Source organism: Streptomyces sp. NPDC058683 (assembly GCF_042716195.1).
Classification (GTDB): domain Bacteria; phylum Actinomycetota; class Actinomycetes; order Streptomycetales; family Streptomycetaceae; genus Streptomyces.
Genome location: NZ_JBHXSK010000022.1, coordinates 52,718 through 67,981 on the forward strand (window position 1 = coordinate 52,718; position 15,264 = coordinate 67,981).

Genomic DNA, 15,264 nt, shown 5'->3' on the forward strand with positions numbered 1-15,264 from the left:
CGCCCGGGTGTTCAAGATCTGCCTTCGCGCCGGCCTGAGGGTGCGCGAGCGGGACCCGCGCCCTGGTGGCAGATCTCTCTCACGCCACCCTAAAGCCCCAGGTCAGCGATGTGTCCGATGAGTTCTCAGGTGGCGCAACAATCCGGCAACACCCCATTCCCTACCTCATGAGTATGGTTCGAGCCATGCCACCCACCGACCGCATCCGAGACCACGCCGGTCAGGGCGCCGCCACCACGGTGGCCGCCCACCGGACGCGTCGCCGGCTGCGTGCGGACCAGGCCCGGCAGCTCGCCGACCTGCTGCGTCACCAGATCCTCGTCGGCGCCTTCCAGGACGGCAGCCTCCCTCACGAGTCCACTCTCGCCACCGACTACAGCGCCACCCGCAACACCGTCCGCCAGGCCCTGGACCTGCTGCGGGCCGAAGGCCTGGTGGACCGCCTCCCCGGCGTGGGCACCGTGGTCGTCGCCCGGAAATACCCGCACGGGCTCGACCGTCTGATGGGCCTCGCGGAAACCCTCCGCGAACACGGCCGGGTCACCAACGAGGTCCGCACCATGGGCCCCGCCCCGGCACCCGCCCCCGTCGCCGAACGCCTTCGCGTCCCGCCAAACGCCGACGTCCTCTACATCGAACGCCTGCGCCGGCTCAACGGCCTCCCGCTCTCCCTCGACCTCACCTACATCCCCCTCGACATCGGCACCGCGCTCCTCGGCGCCGATCTGGAGAACAACGACGTCTTCCGGCTCCTCGAGTCGATCACCGGCCAGCCCCTGGGCCACGCCGAGATCACTCTGGAAGCGGTGAACGCGGACACACACTCCGCCGCCGTACTCCAGGCCCCGCGCGGAGCGGCCGTCCTGATGCTGGAACGGCTCACCCACCTCGCCGACGGCCGGCCCGTCGACCTGGAGTTCATCCGTTTCCGCGGCGACCGCATCACCATGAGCGGCCTCCTGCACCGCTCTCTCTGACCCCTTCCGCTTGACCCGTTTCCTGAAGACAGCCATGCCTTTGGCGCCCCAGCGGGCCGACGTGCCCGTGACCATCGACGAGTCCAAGTGCATCGACGGCTGCACGCTCTGTGTGGACATGTGCCCGCTGGACTCCCTCGCCATCGACGAGAGCAACGGCAAGGCCTACATGCACGTCGACGAGTGCTGGTACTGCGGCCCCTGCGCGGCCCGCTGCCCCACCGGAGCCGTGACGGTCAACATGCCCTATCTGCTCCGGTGAGAGGCCCACAACTCCCATGAAACGCACCGCGATCGCCGCATCCGCAGCCCTCCTGCTGCTGCCCCTGTCCGCCTGCGGCGGCAGCGCCGTGGCGGGCGACAGCAAGACGGTCACCATCACCGTCGGCTACCAGTCCAAGACCATCAACACCGTCACGGCGGGCACCCTGCTGCGTTCCCTCGGCTACTTCGAGCAACAGCTCAACGCCCTCCATGACGGCCACACCTACAAGGTCGACTGGCAGGACTACGCCACGGGCGCACCGATCACCGCGCAGATGACCGCCGGGAAGATCGACATCGGCTCGATGGGCGACTTTCCGCTGCTGCTCAACGCAGCCCGCGGAAAACAGCTCGGACAGCCGACGCGTCTGGTCTCCGTCACCGGCTACAACCTGCGCGGCGGCCTCAACACCGTGGTCACCGCACCAGACTCCAAGCTCACCTCGCTGACGGACCTGAAGGGCAAGAAGGTCTCGACGAGCATCGGCTCCGCTGCCGACGGCACCCTCGTCCGCGCGCTCCAGCGCGCCGGCATAGACCCGGACAAAGGCATCTCCAAACTCAACCAGCAGCCCGCGGTGGGCGCTTCGGCACTGACGGCGGGCAGCGTGGACGCACTGTCACAGTTCGTGGCCTGGCCGGGGTTGCTTGCCTACCAGGGCAAGGCGAAGGCTCTGTACGACGGCGCGCAGCTGGACCTCCCCACCTTCCACGGTGTCACCGCCCGCGAGGACTTCGCGAAGCAGCGGCCCGCCGTCCTGGAGGCGTTCCTGAAGGCCCAGGCGGAGGCCACCGACTACCTCAATGCCCACCCGGTGACCGCCGCCGAGAAAGTCGCCGATGCGACCGATCTGCCCGCCGAGGTCGTCTACCTCTACAACGGCGCGCACGGCATCGCCACGTTCGACCCCGCCATCAAGCCCGCGCTCGTCTCCGCGCTGAAGCAGGACGTGTCGGTTCTCAAGGCCGCCGAGCTGACCGGTGACGTGGACGTGGACTCGTTCGTCGACGACCAGTACGTGAAGAAGGCCCTGGGCAGTTCCGACTACGCCAAGCGGCTCGCCGCCACGCTGGCGGCGTCCGCGAGCGAGGTGTGGCCCAAGGGAAGCGAGAAGACGATCAGCTTCAACTCCCCCAAGGAGTTGCTCGCGTACGTCGCCAAGCACAGCGCCGGCATTCGTGCCGCCTACGTACCTGACGCGACCACCGGCACGCTCTGGTTCGCCGACAAGGCGGTGTGGGTGGCCGACGGTGAACAGGTGCTGCCGTTCGTGACCCGGGCGACGGCGCAAGCGTACGTCGGCGCACACGGCGGCGCCGAGGTCGTCAGCTACGCCGACGCACTGCGGCGGGCGTCGTGAGCCGGTATGTCCTGCGGGTGGCGTCGCTGGCCGCCGCCCTCGGGTTGTGGCAGCTGCTGACCAGCCTCAAGGTCGACCTGTGGCTGCGGTTCTCGCAGTTCCCGACGGTCACCGACATCGCTCATGCTTTCGCCGACCGGATCTCCGGCGGCGACTACTGGACGGACCTCACCGACAGCCTCACCCGGATCCTCACCGGCTTCCTGCTGGCCGCCGTCCTGGGTGTGGCGACGGGTGTGCTCGTGGCCCGCTCGCGCCTCGCCGAGGACCTGCTCGGCCCGGTCCTGGAGGTGATCCGCCCGATACCGGCGATCGCTCTCGTGCCCGTCGCGATCCTGCTGTTCCCCTCCAATGAGCAGGGCATCGTCTTCATCACCTGCACCGCCGCCTTCTTCCCGGTACTGGTCTCCACCCGGCATGCGGTGCGCGCCCTCACTCCCGTGTGGGAGGAGGCGGTGCGCACCATGGGCGGTGGCCGGTGGCGGATCCTGGGTTCGGTCGTGCTGCCGGGTGCGCTGCCCGGCATTTTCGGTGGTCTGTCGGTCGGTATCGGTGTCTCGTGGATCTGTGTGATCTCCGCCGAGATGATCTCCGGCCAGTACGGCGTCGGTTACCGCACCTGGCAGGACTACACGATCGTCAACTACCCGGGGGTGTTCGTCGGGATGGTCACTATCGGTGTGCTCGGCTGGGTCACCTCCACGGCCGTCGAACTCCTCGGCCGGCGTCTGACCCGCTGGCTGCCCCGCACGTCGTACGTCCCCGACGGCCGGCCCCGCACTCCGGTGGCCGCCGTCGCCGCCCCGGTCGCAGTGCCGGCCGACGGCGAGTCCCAGAAGCAGGCCGATGCCCAGCAGCAGGGCTGCAGTGATACCGACCAGGAGGCGCGCGATGAGCACTTCGTCTGAGGTGGCCGCTCCGCCGCTCGCGCGAGGGGCCCGGCTCGCCCTGGGTGCGGCCGTGCTCGGCCGTCCGGACGCGGCGGTGCTGCACGGTGTCGAGCTGGATGTCCGTCCCGGCGAGATCCTCACTGTCGTGGGCCCTTCGGGATGCGGCAAGTCGACGCTGCTGCGGACGTTCGCCGGGCTGCTGTCCCCGCTGGCCGGGACGGTCGAGCAGGACGGCGAACCGTTGACGGGGCCGTCGGCCGATCGGGCGCTGGTCTTCCAGGAGGACGCGCTGCTGCCCTGGCGCACGTTGCGGGGCAACGTCGAACTGCCGCTCGCCATCAAGGGAGTTGGGCGTTCCGGGCGCCGCTCGCAGGCCGAGTCCTGGCTGGGCCGGGTCGGGCTGGCCGCACAGGCGGGGCAGTTGCCGCACCGGGTGTCCGGTGGGCAGCGCCAGCGGGCACAGTTGGCGCGGGCGCTGGCAGGTTCGCCCCGGGCCGTGCTCATGGACGAGCCGTTCGGCGCGCTCGACGCCCAGACCCGTTCCGGCATGCAGGACCTGCTGGTGGAGGTGTTGCGCGGCACGGGTGCGACCGTCGTCTTCGTCACCCACGACGTGGACGAGGCGCTCTTCCTCGGCGACCGGGTCGCTCTGCTCGCCGCCGGCCGGGTGGCCTCCGTATGCGACGTTCCGCGTCCCCGTGACCGGGGCGCCCTGGACGACCCGGCCCGCGTGGCCCTGCGCCGCACCGTCCTCTCCTCGCTCGGCATCTGAAAGGCATCCCGGTGACCACCCCCGCGAACGCCCCCGCGCCCGCCCCCCTGGAGATTCCCGCCGTCACCGACGTCGAGGAACTGACCTGTGATGTTCTCGTCGTCGGCGGTGGCACCGCCGGCACCATGGCCGCCCTGACCGCCGCCGAGCGCGGTGCGAACGTGCTGCTCCTGGAGAAGGCCCACGTCCGGCACTCCGGTGCGCTCGCCATGGGGATGGACGGCGTCAACAACGCGGTCGTCCCGGGGCGTGCCGAGCCCGACGACTACGTCGCGGAGATCACCCGTGCCAACGACGGGATCGTCGACCAGTCCACGGTCCGGCAGACGGCGACGCGTGGTTTTGCCATGGTCCAGCGCCTGGAGTCGTACGGGGTCAAGTTCGAGAAGGACGAGCATGGCGCGTACGCGGTCCGCCAGGTGCATCGCTCCGGTTCGTACGTACTGCCGATGCCGGAAGGCAAGGATGTCAAGAAGGTCCTGTACCGGCAGTTGCGGCGTCGTGAGATGCGGGAGCGGATCCGTATCGAGAACCGGGTGATGCCGGTGCGGGTGCTGACGGCGCAGGGGCGCGCGGTGGGTGCGGTGGGATTCAACACGCGCACCGGCGCGTTCGTGACCGTCCGCGCGGGTGCGGTGGTTCTTGCGACCGGTGCGGCCGGGCGGCTGGGGCTGCCCGCCTCCGGCTACCTGTACGGGACGTACGAGAATCCGACCAACGCCGGTGACGGTTACGCCATGGCCTACCACGCCGGTGCCGAGCTGACCGGGATCGAGTGTTTCCAGATCAATCCCCTGATCAAGGACTACAACGGGCCTGCCTGCGCGTACGTCGCCAACCCGTTCGGCGGTTACCAGGTCAACCGGCACGGTGAGCGGTTCGTCGACTCCGACTACTGGTCGGGGCAGATGATGGCCGAGGTCGCCTCCGACCGCGGCCCGGTCTACCTGAAGCTGAGCCATCTCCCCGAGGAGTCGGTCTCCGCCCTGGAGTCCATCCTGCACTCCACGGAGCGGCCCACCCGTGGCACTTTCCACTCCGGGCGGGGGCACGACTACCGGACCCATGACGTCGAGATGCACATCTCCGAGATCGGCCTGTGCGGCGGGCACTCCGCCTCCGGGGTCCGGGTCGACGACCATGCCCGTACGACCGTGCCCCGGCTGTACGCCGCCGGTGACCTGGCCTGCGTCCCGCACAACTACATGATCGGCGCGTTCGTCTTCGGGGATCTCGCCGGCGCGGACGCCTCCCAGTACACGGCGTACGAGGGGGAGCTGCCTGCCGATCAGGTGCGTGAGGCACACGAGTTGATCTACCGTCCGCTGCGCAACCCGGACGGTCCGCCGCAGACCCAGGTCGAGTACAAGCTGCGCCGCTTCGTCAACGACTACGTGGCTCCGCCGAAGTCCGGGGCCCGGCTCTCCCTCGCCCTGGAGTCCTTCGAGCGGATGCGGGACGACATCGCCTCCATGGGTGCCCGCACCCCGCACGAGCTGATGCGCTGTGCCGAGGTGAGTTTCATCCGCGACTGCGCGGAGATGGCCGCCCGTGCCTCGCTGGCCCGTACGGAGTCCCGCTGGGGTCTCTACCACGACCGGCTCGATCACCCCGAGCGTGACGACGCCTCCTGGTTCCACCATCTCGATCTGCACAAGTCCCCCTCTGGTGCGATGGAGTTCACGGCTCGTCCCGTGGCTCCGTATCTGGTGCCGGTCGAGGAGTTCACCCCGGTCGGCGGTCCGTCCCGGCACATCGGCGAGGTGCGTCCGCTGGACGTGGCCACGGCCGGCGCCCGTGATGTGCCGCCGGTGGCCACGGGGCCGGTGGCGGCCGGCGCCGGCCGGTCCGCGGTGCCCGACCGGGCCGAGCCGGCCTCGCCCCGTCTTCTGGAGCTCCTCGCCCTCGCCGAGGAGGAGCCCGAACTCGCCGTTCTTGAGCCCTATTTGACCGATCTCGATGCCTCGGTCCGCCGTACCGCCGTGTCGGTGCTGACGGAGACGGCTCCGGTGGGCACCGGGCGGGCGCTGGCCGGTGCGCTGGCCGATCCCGATGCCGGGGTGCGTTCGGCCGCCGCGGCCTCGCTGCGCGAGCTGGTCGAGACGCTTGCGCCCGAGCCAGCGTTGCGGAATGCCCTGGCCGGCGCGCTCGCGGTGGCCGACCCGGTCGTCCGGGCCGCGGCACTGGACGTACTGCGGGCGCTGCGGCTGGGCGACGCCGGTCTGTTCGCTTCCGCTCTGCCCGACGCCGATCCGGCGGTGCGGATCGAGGCGGTGCGGGCGCTGGTCTCGGTGGACGCCGCCGAGGCCCTGGCCGACGCGGTCGCGGACCCGTCCCGGGAGGTACGGGTGACGGTGGCGAAGGCCCTCGGGACGGTGGGAGCCGCCGGGGCCGCCGCCCAGGTGGACGGTGTCCTGGCCGCTCTCACCACCCTCACGGGTGACCCCGACGTACTGGTCCGCGGGGCCGCCTACGAGGCGCTGGCCGGCGTCGGCTGCCCGCCGCCGCTGGCCGGGAGTGCCGTGGCCGCGCTGGCCGCCCCCGCCTGGCAGGTGCGCGTCGGTGCCGCCCGGGCGCTGGGCGCGGCCGGTGCCGCCGTGGCGGTGCCCGCCCTGGCCAAGTCGCTCGCCGATCCGAACGCCGATGTCCGCAAGGCGGCCGTCCTCGCCCTGACCCGGCACGCCGGTGCCGAGGAGGCCCGTGCGGCGCTGGCCACCGCGACGGCGGACTCGGACGCGGATGTCAGGGCCTATGCGGCGCGGGGGCTCTGAGCAGGGCCCCCGCGCCGGGACCGGACCGGGCTACATCCAGTCCTCCGGCTCCGGCTCGGCGTCCATCTCGGGCCAGTGGTCCTCGTCCCCGGTCCCGGCTGTCCCGGTCCCGGCTGTCCCGGTCCCGGCTGTCCCGGTCCCGGCTGTCCCGGGGGCGGCGCCGGGGGCCGGGGAGGACGGTGTCTTCAGGGAGGCCAGCACTCCGAGCACGCCTTCCCCGTAGGTGATGAGCTTCTTCTCGCCGACGCCGCCGACGGTGGCCAGTTCGGCGATCGACTCGGGCCACCGGCCGACGATCTCCCGGAGCGTGGCGTCGTGGAAGATCACGTATGCCGGTACGCCCTGTTCGCGGGCCTGTTCGGCACGCCAGGCGCGGAGTGCCTCGAATGCGGGGAGCAGGTCCTCGGGCAGCTCTGCCACAGCCGCCTTCGCCTTGCCCTTGCCCGAGGACCCGGAGGACCCGGACGTCCCGGAGGACCGGGAGACCACGGGCTTCTTCGGCTCCTTGCGGAGCGGAACCTCCCGTTCCCGCCGCAGTACCGTCCCGCTGGCCTCGGTGAGCACCAGCGTGCCGTACTCGCCCTCGACGGCCAGCAGCCCCTGGGCAAGCAGCTGCCGGACGACGCCCCGCCATTCGCCTTCGTCGAGGTCGGCGCCGATGCCGAAGACGGACAGCTGGTCGTGGTCGAACTGTATGACCTTGGCGGTGCGCTTGCCGAGCAGGATGTCGACGATCTGGACGGCGCCGAACTTCTGCCCGCGTTCGCGCTGCAGTCGTACCACCGTGGAGAGGACCTTCTGGGCGGCGACGGTGCCGTCCCAGGTCTCCGGCGGGGTCAGGCAGCTGTCGCAGTTGCCGCAGCCCTCCGGGGCGGGGTCCTGGCCGAAGTACTTGAGCAGTTGCCCGCGGCGGCACTGGGCGGTCTCGCACAGGGCGAGCATCGAGTCGAGGTGCGCCTGGGCGCGGCGGCGGAACGCCTCGTCACCCTCGCCGGACTGGATGAGTTTGCGCTGCTGTATGACGTCGTTGAGGCCGTAGGCCATCCAGGCGGTGGAGGGCAGGCCGTCGCGGCCGCCACGGCCGGTCTCCTGGTAGTAGCCCTCGACGGACTTGGGCAGGTCGAGGTGGGCGACGAACCGGACGTCGGGTTTGTCGATGCCCATACCGAAGGCGATGGTGGCGACCACGACCAGGCCGTCCTCGCGCAGGAAGCGGGACTGGTGGGCCGCACGGGTGCCCGCGTCCAGGCCCGCGTGGTAGGGGACGGCCTCGACGCCGTTGCGGGTCAGGAATTCGGCCGTGGATTCGACCGACTTGCGGGAGAGGCAGTAGACGATGCCCGCGTCGCCTTCGTGTTCCTGGCGGAGGAAGGTGAGCAGCTGCTTCTTGGGGTCGGCCTTGGGGACGATCCGGTACTGGATGTTGGGCCGGTCGAAGCTGGCCACGAAGTGCCGGGCGGCCGGCATGTGCAGCCGCTGGGTGATCTCCTCGTGGGTCGCGTGGGTGGCGGTGGCCGTGAGGGCGATGCGCGGGACGTCGGGCCAGCGCTCGCCGAGGAGGGAGAGCGCCAGATAGTCGGGGCGGAAGTCGTGGCCCCACTGGGAGACGCAGTGCGCCTCGTCGATCGCGAAGACGGCGATCTTGCCGCGGGCGAGCAGGTCCAGCGTGGAATCCAGGCGCAGCCGCTCCGGTGCCAGGTAGAGCAGGTCGAGCTCTCCGGCGAGGAACTGGGCCTCGACCACGCGTCGCTCGTCGAAGTCCTGGGTGGAGTTGACGAACCCGGCGTTCACGCCGAGGGCGCGCAGGGCGTCCACCTGGTCCTGCATGAGCGCGATGAGCGGTGAGACCACGATGCCCGTACCAGGTCTGACCAGGGCGGGGATCTGGTAGCACAGCGACTTTCCGCCGCCGGTGGGCATGAGGACGACGGCGTCACCGCCGGCCACCACATGCTCGATGATCGATTCCTGCTCGCCCCGGAAGGCGTCGTACCCGAAAACCCTGTGCAGCGTGGCCAGTGCCTCGCTGTCCGCCGGTCCGGGCGTCTGCCGCGTCCCCGGCGGCTCGGTCGTCCCTGGCATCTCGTCGGTTCCGCCCGTCCCACCCATCGTCGTGCCCCCCGTACGTCGTCCCTCGACCACTGCCCCCACGATAGGGGCACGGACCGACAGCGCCGGAGTTATCCACAGGCCCGCCACCCGAGAAAGGGACGCGGAGACGGTCGCGAGCAGGGACGCGAGCAGGTACACGGGGAGGGATCGGGGGCGAGGCTCCCCTCGGGCGGCGCCCTCAGTCCTTTGGCCGTCCTCGCGTGGCGGCCCGGAAGCGGCGCGGGCCATGCTGCACGGGCGGGACCGGGGAGGCCCGCGTTGTACGGAGGCGCCGCACTCGCGTGCCTCTTCCGCCCCAAGGAGCATCAGGATGTCTCTCAGGTCCCGCACCGCCGGCACCGTTCTGGCGCTGGCCGTGCCGTTCGCTCTGGCCGCGGTTCCCCCTGACGCGGCTCCCGTCCCCGAGGCCGACCCGTTCGTGTGGACGGATCTGACCCCGGCGTACACGGCGACCGCGGACTACCAGTACGAGCCGTTCGCGGTCACGGACGGGTACACGCCCGTCGGCGGCTGCACCAAGGACACCGCGACCGGCAAGGGAGGCGCGGGCTACCACTACGTGAACCCCGCCCATGTCGGCAGCCTCGACCCGGCCGAGCCCGCGGGTCTCCTCTACGAGACCGACAGCGACGGCGGCCGTGCCCTGGTGGGGGTGGAGTGGATCGTGCGCGCCGGCACCGCTGCGACCGCGCCGACGCTGTTCGGACAGACGTTCCAGGGTCCGGCGACGCTGCCCGGTGTCGGCTCCGTGTACACGCTGCGCGCCTGGATCTGGAAGGACAACCCGAGCGGTCTGTTCGCGCCGTGGAACCCGACGGTGACCTGCCCGTAGCCGCGGCCGGCTCGGTGACACGCCGGAAGCCCGTATCCCTGCGGCCCTGTACCCCTGCGGCCCTGTATGCCTGTATCCCTGCGGCCCTGTACCGCCCACGCGCGCGTGGGCCCCGGTTCCTTTGCATGGAACCGGGGCCCACGGCCGTACCTGCGCGGTCAGCGCACGAAGACTCCCGCCTGGCTCGCCAGGTCCAGGAAGTACTGCGGTGCCACACCGAGCACCAGCGTGACCGCGACGCCGACGCCGATCGCCGCCATGGTCAGCGGTGACGGGACGGCGACCGTGGGGCCGTCGGGCCTGGGCTCGCTGAAGAACATCAGCACGATCACGCGGATGTAGAAGAACGCGGCGATCGCCGACGAGATCACACCGACGACGACCAGCGGGGCCGCCCCGCCCTCCGCCGCCGCCTTGAACACGGCGAACTTCCCGGCGAAGCCGGAGGTCAGCGGGATGCCCGCGAAGGCCAGCAGGAACACCGCGAAGACGGCCGCGACCAGCGGTGAGCGGCGGCCGAGGCCGGCCCACTTGGACAGGTGCGTGGCCTCGCCGCCGGCGTCGCGCACCAGGGTGACCACGGCGAAGGCGCCGATGGTCACGAAGGAGTACCCGGCCAGGTAGAAGAGGACGGACGACACGCCGTCCTTCGAGGTCGCGATGACACCCGCGAGGATGAATCCGGCGTGCGCGATCGACGAGTACGCGAGCAGTCGCTTGATGTCGGTCTGGGTGATCGCGACGATCGCGCCGCCCAGCATGGTGATGATCGCGACGCCCCACATGACCGGCCGCCAGTCCCAGCGCAGGCCGGGCAGGACGACGTACAGCAGGCGCAGCAGCGCGCCGAACGCGGCCACCTTGGTCGCCGCGGCCATGAAGCCGGTCACCGGGGTGGGCGCGCCCTGGTAGACGTCGGGCGTCCACATGTGGAAGGGGACCGCGCCGACCTTGAAGAGCAGGCCCATGACGACCATCGCGGTGCCGATCAGGAGCAGCGCGTCGTTGCCCATGGTGTCGGCGAGGGCGGGGTCGATGCTGGTGACGGTGCCGTCGACGACCTGGGAGATGGTGGCGTAGGACACCGAGCCGGCGTAGCCGTACAGCAGGGCGATGCCGAACAGGGTGAACGCGGAGGCGAAGGCGCCGAGCAGGAAGTACTTGACCGCGGCTTCCTGGGACAGCAGGCGCTTGCGGCGGGCCAGGGCGCACATCAGGTAGAGCGGGAGGGAGAAGACCTCCAGGGCCACGAAGAGCGTCAGCAGGTCGTTGGCCGAGGGGAACACCAGCATGCCGGCGACCGCGAAGAGGAGCAGCGGGAAGACCTCGGTGGTGGTGAAGCCCGCCTTCACCGCGGCCTTCTCGCTGTCGCTGCCGGGCACGGAGGCGGCCTGTGCGGCGAAGGAGTCGACGCGGTTGCCGTGGGCGGCCGGGTCGAGGCGGCGTTCGGCGAAGGTGAACAGGCCGAGCAGGCCGGCCAGCAGGATCGTGCCCTGGAGGAACAGGGACGGTCCGTCGACGGCGATCGCGCCCATGGCGGCGATGTGGGCCTTGGTGGTGCCGTATCCGTCCGCGGCCAGTGCGACGACCGCCGCGAAGGCCGCGCACAGCGCGACGGCGGAGACGAAGACCTGCGCGTAGTAGCGGGATTTGCGCGGGACGAACGCCTCGACGAGCACCCCGACGATCGCCGCGCCGAGCACGATCAGGGTGGGGGACAATTGTCCGTATTCGATCTTCGGCGCGTCGATCTTCGAGATCGGCTCGGCCGCGGTTGTCCACAGGCTGTGGACGGCTGTTGCGCTCACTTGGCCGCCTCCACTGCGGGCTTCGGGTCGGTCTTGTGTACGTCCGACATGGTCTGCTTGACCGCCGGGTTGACGATGTCCGTGACGGGCTTCGGGTAGACGCCCAGGAAGATCAGCAGAACGATCAACGGGGTGACGACCACGAGTTCACGCGCGCGTAGGTCGGGCATCGCGGAGACCTCCGGTTTCACCGGGCCCGTCATCGTCCGCTGGTAGAGGACGAGGGTGTAGAGCGCGGCGAGGACGATGCCGAGGGTGGCGATGATGCCGATGGCCGGGTAGCGCGTGAACGTGCCGACCAGGACGAGGAATTCGCTCACGAAGGGGGCGAGACCCGGCAGCGACAGGGTGGCCAGGCCGCCGATCAGGAAGGTGCCGGCGAGCACCGGGGCGACCTTCTGCACACCGCCGTAGTCGGCGATGAGCCGCGAGCCGCGCCGGGAGATCAGGAAGCCGGCGACCAGCATCAGCGCGGCCGTGGAGATGCCGTGGTTGACCATGTAGAGGGTGGCGCCGGACTGGCCCTGGCTGGTCATCGCGAAGATGCCCAGGATGATGAAGCCGAAGTGCGAGATGGACGCGTAGGCGACCAGGCGCTTGATGTCCCGCTGGCCGACGGCGAGCAGCGCGCCGTAGATGATGCTGATCACGGCGAGGACGAGGATGACGGGTGTCGCCCACTTCGAGGCCTCCGGGAACAGCTGGAGGCAGAAGCGGAGCATCGCGAACGTGCCCACCTTGTCGACGACCGCCGTGATGAGCACGGCGACCGGGGCGGTGGACTCCTGCATGGCGTTGGGCAGCCAGGTGTGCAGCGGCCACAGCGGCGCCTTCACCGCGAACGCGAAGAAGAAGCCGAGGAACAGCCAGCGTTCGGTGCTGGTCGCCATGTGCAGCGAGCCGTTCGCGCGGGCCTGCGCGATCTCCGCGAGGGAGAAGTTCCCGGCGACCACGTAGAGGCCGATCACCGCGGCCAGCATGATCAGGCCGCCGACCAGGTTGTAGAGGAGGAACTTCACGGCGGCGTAGGACCGCTGGGCCGCCGCGTTCTCGTCGGAGCCCGCGTGGGCACGGTCCCCGAAGCCGCCGATGAGGAAGTACATCGGGATCAGCATGGCTTCGAAGAAGATGTAGAAGAGGAAGACGTCGGTGGCCTCGAAGGAGATGATCACCATCGCCTCGACGGCCAGGATCAGGGCGAAGAAGCCCTGGGTGGGCCGCCACCGCTTGCTGCCGGTCTCCAGCGGGTCGGCGTCGTGCCAGCCCGCCAGGATGATGAACGGGATCAGCAGGGCGGTCAGGGCGAGCAGGGCGACCGCGATGCCGTCGACGCCCAGTTCGTAGCGGACACCGAAGTCCGAGATCCAGGCGTGGGACTCGGTGAGCTGGTAGCGGGCGCCGCCCGGATCGAAGCGGACCAGGACGACGATCGCGAGCACGAGCGTGCCGAGCGAGACCAGCAGCGCGAGCCATTTGGCGGCGGTGCGCTGCGCGGCCGGGACGGCGGCCGTGGCGATGGCCCCGACGGCGGGGAGCACCGCCGTCGCTGTCAGCAGAGGAAAGGACATCGGTATCAGACCGCCCTCATCAGCAGGGTCGCGGCGACCAGGAGGGCAGCGCCGCCGAACATCGAGACCGCGTACGAGCGCGCATAGCCGTTCTGAAGCTTGCGCAGTCGGCCGGAGAGCCCGCCGAAGCCCGCCGCCGTGCCGTTGACGACCCCGTCGACCAGGGTGTGGTCGACGTAGACCAGGGAGCGGGTGAGGTGTTCGCCGCCGCGGACCAGGACGACGTGGTTGAAGTCGTCCTGGAGGAGGTCGCGGCGGGCCGCGCGGGTGAGCAGCGAACCGCGCGGGGCGACGGCGGGGACCGGACGGCGGCCGTACTGCAGGTAGGCGATGCCGACGCCGATGACCAGGCACACCATGGTGGCGCCGGTGACGGTGGCCGCGCTGAGCGGGGAGTCGCCCTCGCTGTGGCCGGTGACCGGTTCCAGCCAGTGCAGGAAGCGGTCGCCGATGCTGAAGAAGGCGCCGCCGAAGACCGAGCCGATCGCCAGCACGATCATCGGGATCGTCATGACCTTCGGGGACTCGTGCGGGTGTGGCTCGTGGCCGTGCTCGTCGGGCTGCCAGCGCTTCTCGCCGAAGAACGTCATCAGCATGACGCGCGTCATGTAGAAGGCGGTGATGGCCGCACCGAGCAGGGCGCAGGCGCCGAGGATCCAGCCCTCGGTGCCGCCCTTGGCGAACGCCGCCTCAATGATCTTGTCCTTGGAGAAGAAGCCGGACAGGCCCGGGAAGCCGATGATGGCGAGGTAGCCGAGGCCGAAGGTGATGAAGGTGACCGGCATGTACTTGCGCAGGCCGCCGTACTTGCGCATGTCGACCTCGTCGTTCATGCCGTGCATGACGGAACCGGCGCCGAGGAACAGCCCGGCCTTGAAGAAGCCGTGCGTCACCAGGTGCATGATCGCGAAGACGTAGCCGATCGGGCCGAGGCCGGCGGCGAGCACCATGTAGCCGATCTGCGACATGGTCGAGCCGGCGAGGGCCTTCTTGATGTCGTCCTTCGCGCAACCGACGATCGCACCGAACAGGAGCGTGACGGCACCGACGACGGTGACGACCAGCTGCGCGTCCGGGGCCGCGTTGAAGATCGCTCCGGAGCGGACGATGAGGTAGACGCCGGCGGTCACCATGGTCGCCGCGTGGATGAGGGCCGAGACCGGGGTCGGGCCCTCCATGGCGTCCCCGAGCCAGGACTGCAGCGGTACCTGGGCGGACTTGCCGCAGGCGGCGAGCAGCAGCATCAGGCCGATCGCGGTGAGCCTGCCCTCGGAGGCGTCGGTGGCGTGACCGAGGACCGGGCCGAAGGCGAACGTGCCGAACGTCGTGAACATCAGCATGATCGCGATCGACAGGCCCATGTCGCCGACCCGGTTGACCAGGAACGCCTTCTTCGCGGCGGTGGCCGCGCTGGGCTTGTGCTGCCAGAAGCCGATCAGCAGGTAGGAGGCGAGACCGACGCCCTCCCAGCCGACGTACAGCAGCAGGTAGTTGTCGGCGAGGACGAGCAGCAGCATCGCCGCGAGGAACAGGTTGAGGTAGCCGAAGAAACGGCGGCGGCGCTCGTCGTGCTCCATGTACCCGATCGAGTACAGGTGGATGAGCGAGCCGACGCCGGTGATCAGCAGGACGAACGTCATCGACAGCTGGTCGAGGCGGAAGGTGACGTCCGCCTGGAAGCCCTCCACCGGCACCCAGGTGAACAGGTGCTGCATCAGGGTGCGGTGCTCGGCGTCCTTGCCCAGCAGGTCGGCGAAGAGGATCACGCCGAACACGAACGAGGTCGTCGACAGGAGCGTGCCGAGCCAGTGGCCCACGCCGTCCAGGCGGCGGCCGCCGACCAGCAGGACGGCCGCTCCGAGCAGGGGCGCCGCGATCAGCAGCGCAATCAGGTTCTCCACGATTCAGC

11 protein-coding genes are annotated in these 15,264 nt (G+C 70.3%); 7 read left to right on the forward strand and 4 right to left on the reverse strand.

Features of this window, described 5'->3' with window-relative positions:
* The first annotated feature begins 185 nt into the window (after positions 1-185).
* The 6 genes from ACFWXC_RS24525 to ACFWXC_RS24550 are packed head-to-tail and all read left to right on the forward strand — an operon-like array spanning position 186 to position 7,035.
* The gene (locus ACFWXC_RS24525; protein ID WP_384481939.1) at positions 186-977 is read left to right on the forward strand and encodes a GntR family transcriptional regulator; all 792 of its coding nucleotides are present in this window, start codon (positions 186-188) and stop codon (positions 975-977) included.
* 34 nt (positions 978-1,011) lie between these two features.
* The gene (locus tag ACFWXC_RS24530) at positions 1,012-1,239 is read left to right on the forward strand and encodes a ferredoxin family protein (RefSeq protein ID WP_010986276.1); all 228 of its coding nucleotides are present in this window, start codon (positions 1,012-1,014) and stop codon (positions 1,237-1,239) included.
* Between the two features lie 16 nt (positions 1,240-1,255).
* Positions 1,256-2,602 carry an ABC transporter substrate-binding protein gene (locus tag ACFWXC_RS24535; RefSeq protein ID WP_384481941.1) on the forward strand — a complete coding sequence of 449 codons (1,347 nt, stop codon included), beginning with the start codon at positions 1,256-1,258 and terminating at the stop codon, positions 2,600-2,602.
* Positions 2,599-3,510 (forward strand): ABC transporter permease, encoded by a 912-nt coding sequence (locus ACFWXC_RS24540; RefSeq protein ID WP_384481942.1) that lies wholly within the window; start codon positions 2,599-2,601, stop codon positions 3,508-3,510. Before ACFWXC_RS24535 ends, ACFWXC_RS24540 begins: the two co-directional genes overlap by 4 nt.
* On the forward strand, positions 3,494-4,264 hold the full coding sequence (locus tag ACFWXC_RS24545; protein ID WP_384481944.1) for an ABC transporter ATP-binding protein: 771 nt from the start codon (positions 3,494-3,496) through the stop codon (positions 4,262-4,264). The genes ACFWXC_RS24540 and ACFWXC_RS24545 overlap by 17 nt, the downstream gene beginning before the upstream one ends.
* Before the next feature lie 11 nt (positions 4,265-4,275).
* Positions 4,276-7,035 carry a fumarate reductase/succinate dehydrogenase flavoprotein subunit gene (locus tag ACFWXC_RS24550; RefSeq protein WP_384481946.1) on the forward strand — a complete coding sequence of 920 codons (2,760 nt, stop codon included), beginning with the start codon at positions 4,276-4,278 and terminating at the stop codon, positions 7,033-7,035.
* 30 nt (positions 7,036-7,065) lie between these two features.
* On the opposite strand, the gene recQ is transcribed toward ACFWXC_RS24550, so the two are convergent.
* The gene (gene recQ / locus ACFWXC_RS24555) at positions 7,066-9,144 is read right to left on the reverse strand and encodes a DNA helicase RecQ (protein ID WP_384482130.1); all 2,079 of its coding nucleotides are present in this window, start codon (positions 9,142-9,144) and stop codon (positions 7,066-7,068) included.
* 313 nt (positions 9,145-9,457) lie between these two features.
* On the opposite strand from recQ, the gene ACFWXC_RS24560 reads away from it, so the two are divergent.
* Positions 9,458-9,979: a hypothetical protein gene (locus tag ACFWXC_RS24560; protein ID WP_384481948.1), complete on the forward strand. Its 522-nt coding sequence runs from the start codon at positions 9,458-9,460 to the stop codon at positions 9,977-9,979.
* Positions 9,980-10,137: 158 nt separating this feature from the next.
* Here ACFWXC_RS24560 and nuoN read toward each other — a convergent pair whose 3' ends face one another.
* Genes nuoN through nuoL form a run of 3 tightly spaced genes read right to left on the reverse strand, consistent with a single transcriptional unit; the run spans position 10,138 to position 15,256 of the window.
* A complete protein-coding gene (gene nuoN, locus ACFWXC_RS24565) occupies positions 10,138-11,787 on the reverse strand; it encodes an NADH-quinone oxidoreductase subunit NuoN (protein ID WP_384481950.1) in 1,650 nt (549 codons plus the stop codon).
* Positions 11,784-13,355 (reverse strand): NADH-quinone oxidoreductase subunit M, encoded by a 1,572-nt coding sequence (locus ACFWXC_RS24570; protein WP_384481952.1) that lies wholly within the window; start codon positions 13,353-13,355, stop codon positions 11,784-11,786. The genes nuoN and ACFWXC_RS24570 overlap by 4 nt, the downstream gene beginning before the upstream one ends.
* Before the next feature lie 5 nt (positions 13,356-13,360).
* Entirely contained in the window at positions 13,361-15,256 is a 1,896-nt protein-coding gene (gene nuoL, locus ACFWXC_RS24575; protein ID WP_384481954.1) for an NADH-quinone oxidoreductase subunit L, read from the reverse strand.
* Between the last annotated feature and the right edge of the window lie 8 nt (positions 15,257-15,264).

Bases quoted from the DNA above. Each gene is read 5' to 3' on its own strand.
- ACFWXC_RS24525 (WP_384481939.1), top strand. From the start codon at position 186: ATGCCACCCACCGACCGCATCCGAGACCACGCCGGTCAGGGCGCCGCC.
- ACFWXC_RS24530 (WP_010986276.1), top strand. From the start codon at position 1,012: ATGCCTTTGGCGCCCCAGCGGGCCGACGTGCCCGTGACCATCGACGAG.
- ACFWXC_RS24535 (WP_384481941.1), top strand. From the start codon at position 1,256: ATGAAACGCACCGCGATCGCCGCATCCGCAGCCCTCCTGCTGCTGCCC.
- ACFWXC_RS24545 (WP_384481944.1), top strand. From the start codon at position 3,494: ATGAGCACTTCGTCTGAGGTGGCCGCTCCGCCGCTCGCGCGAGGGGCC.
- recQ (WP_384482130.1), bottom strand. From the start codon at position 9,144: ATGGGTGGGACGGGCGGAACCGACGAGATGCCAGGGACGACCGAGCCG.
- ACFWXC_RS24560 (WP_384481948.1), top strand. From the start codon at position 9,458: ATGTCTCTCAGGTCCCGCACCGCCGGCACCGTTCTGGCGCTGGCCGTG.
- ACFWXC_RS24570 (WP_384481952.1), bottom strand. From the start codon at position 13,355: ATGTCCTTTCCTCTGCTGACAGCGACGGCGGTGCTCCCCGCCGTCGGG.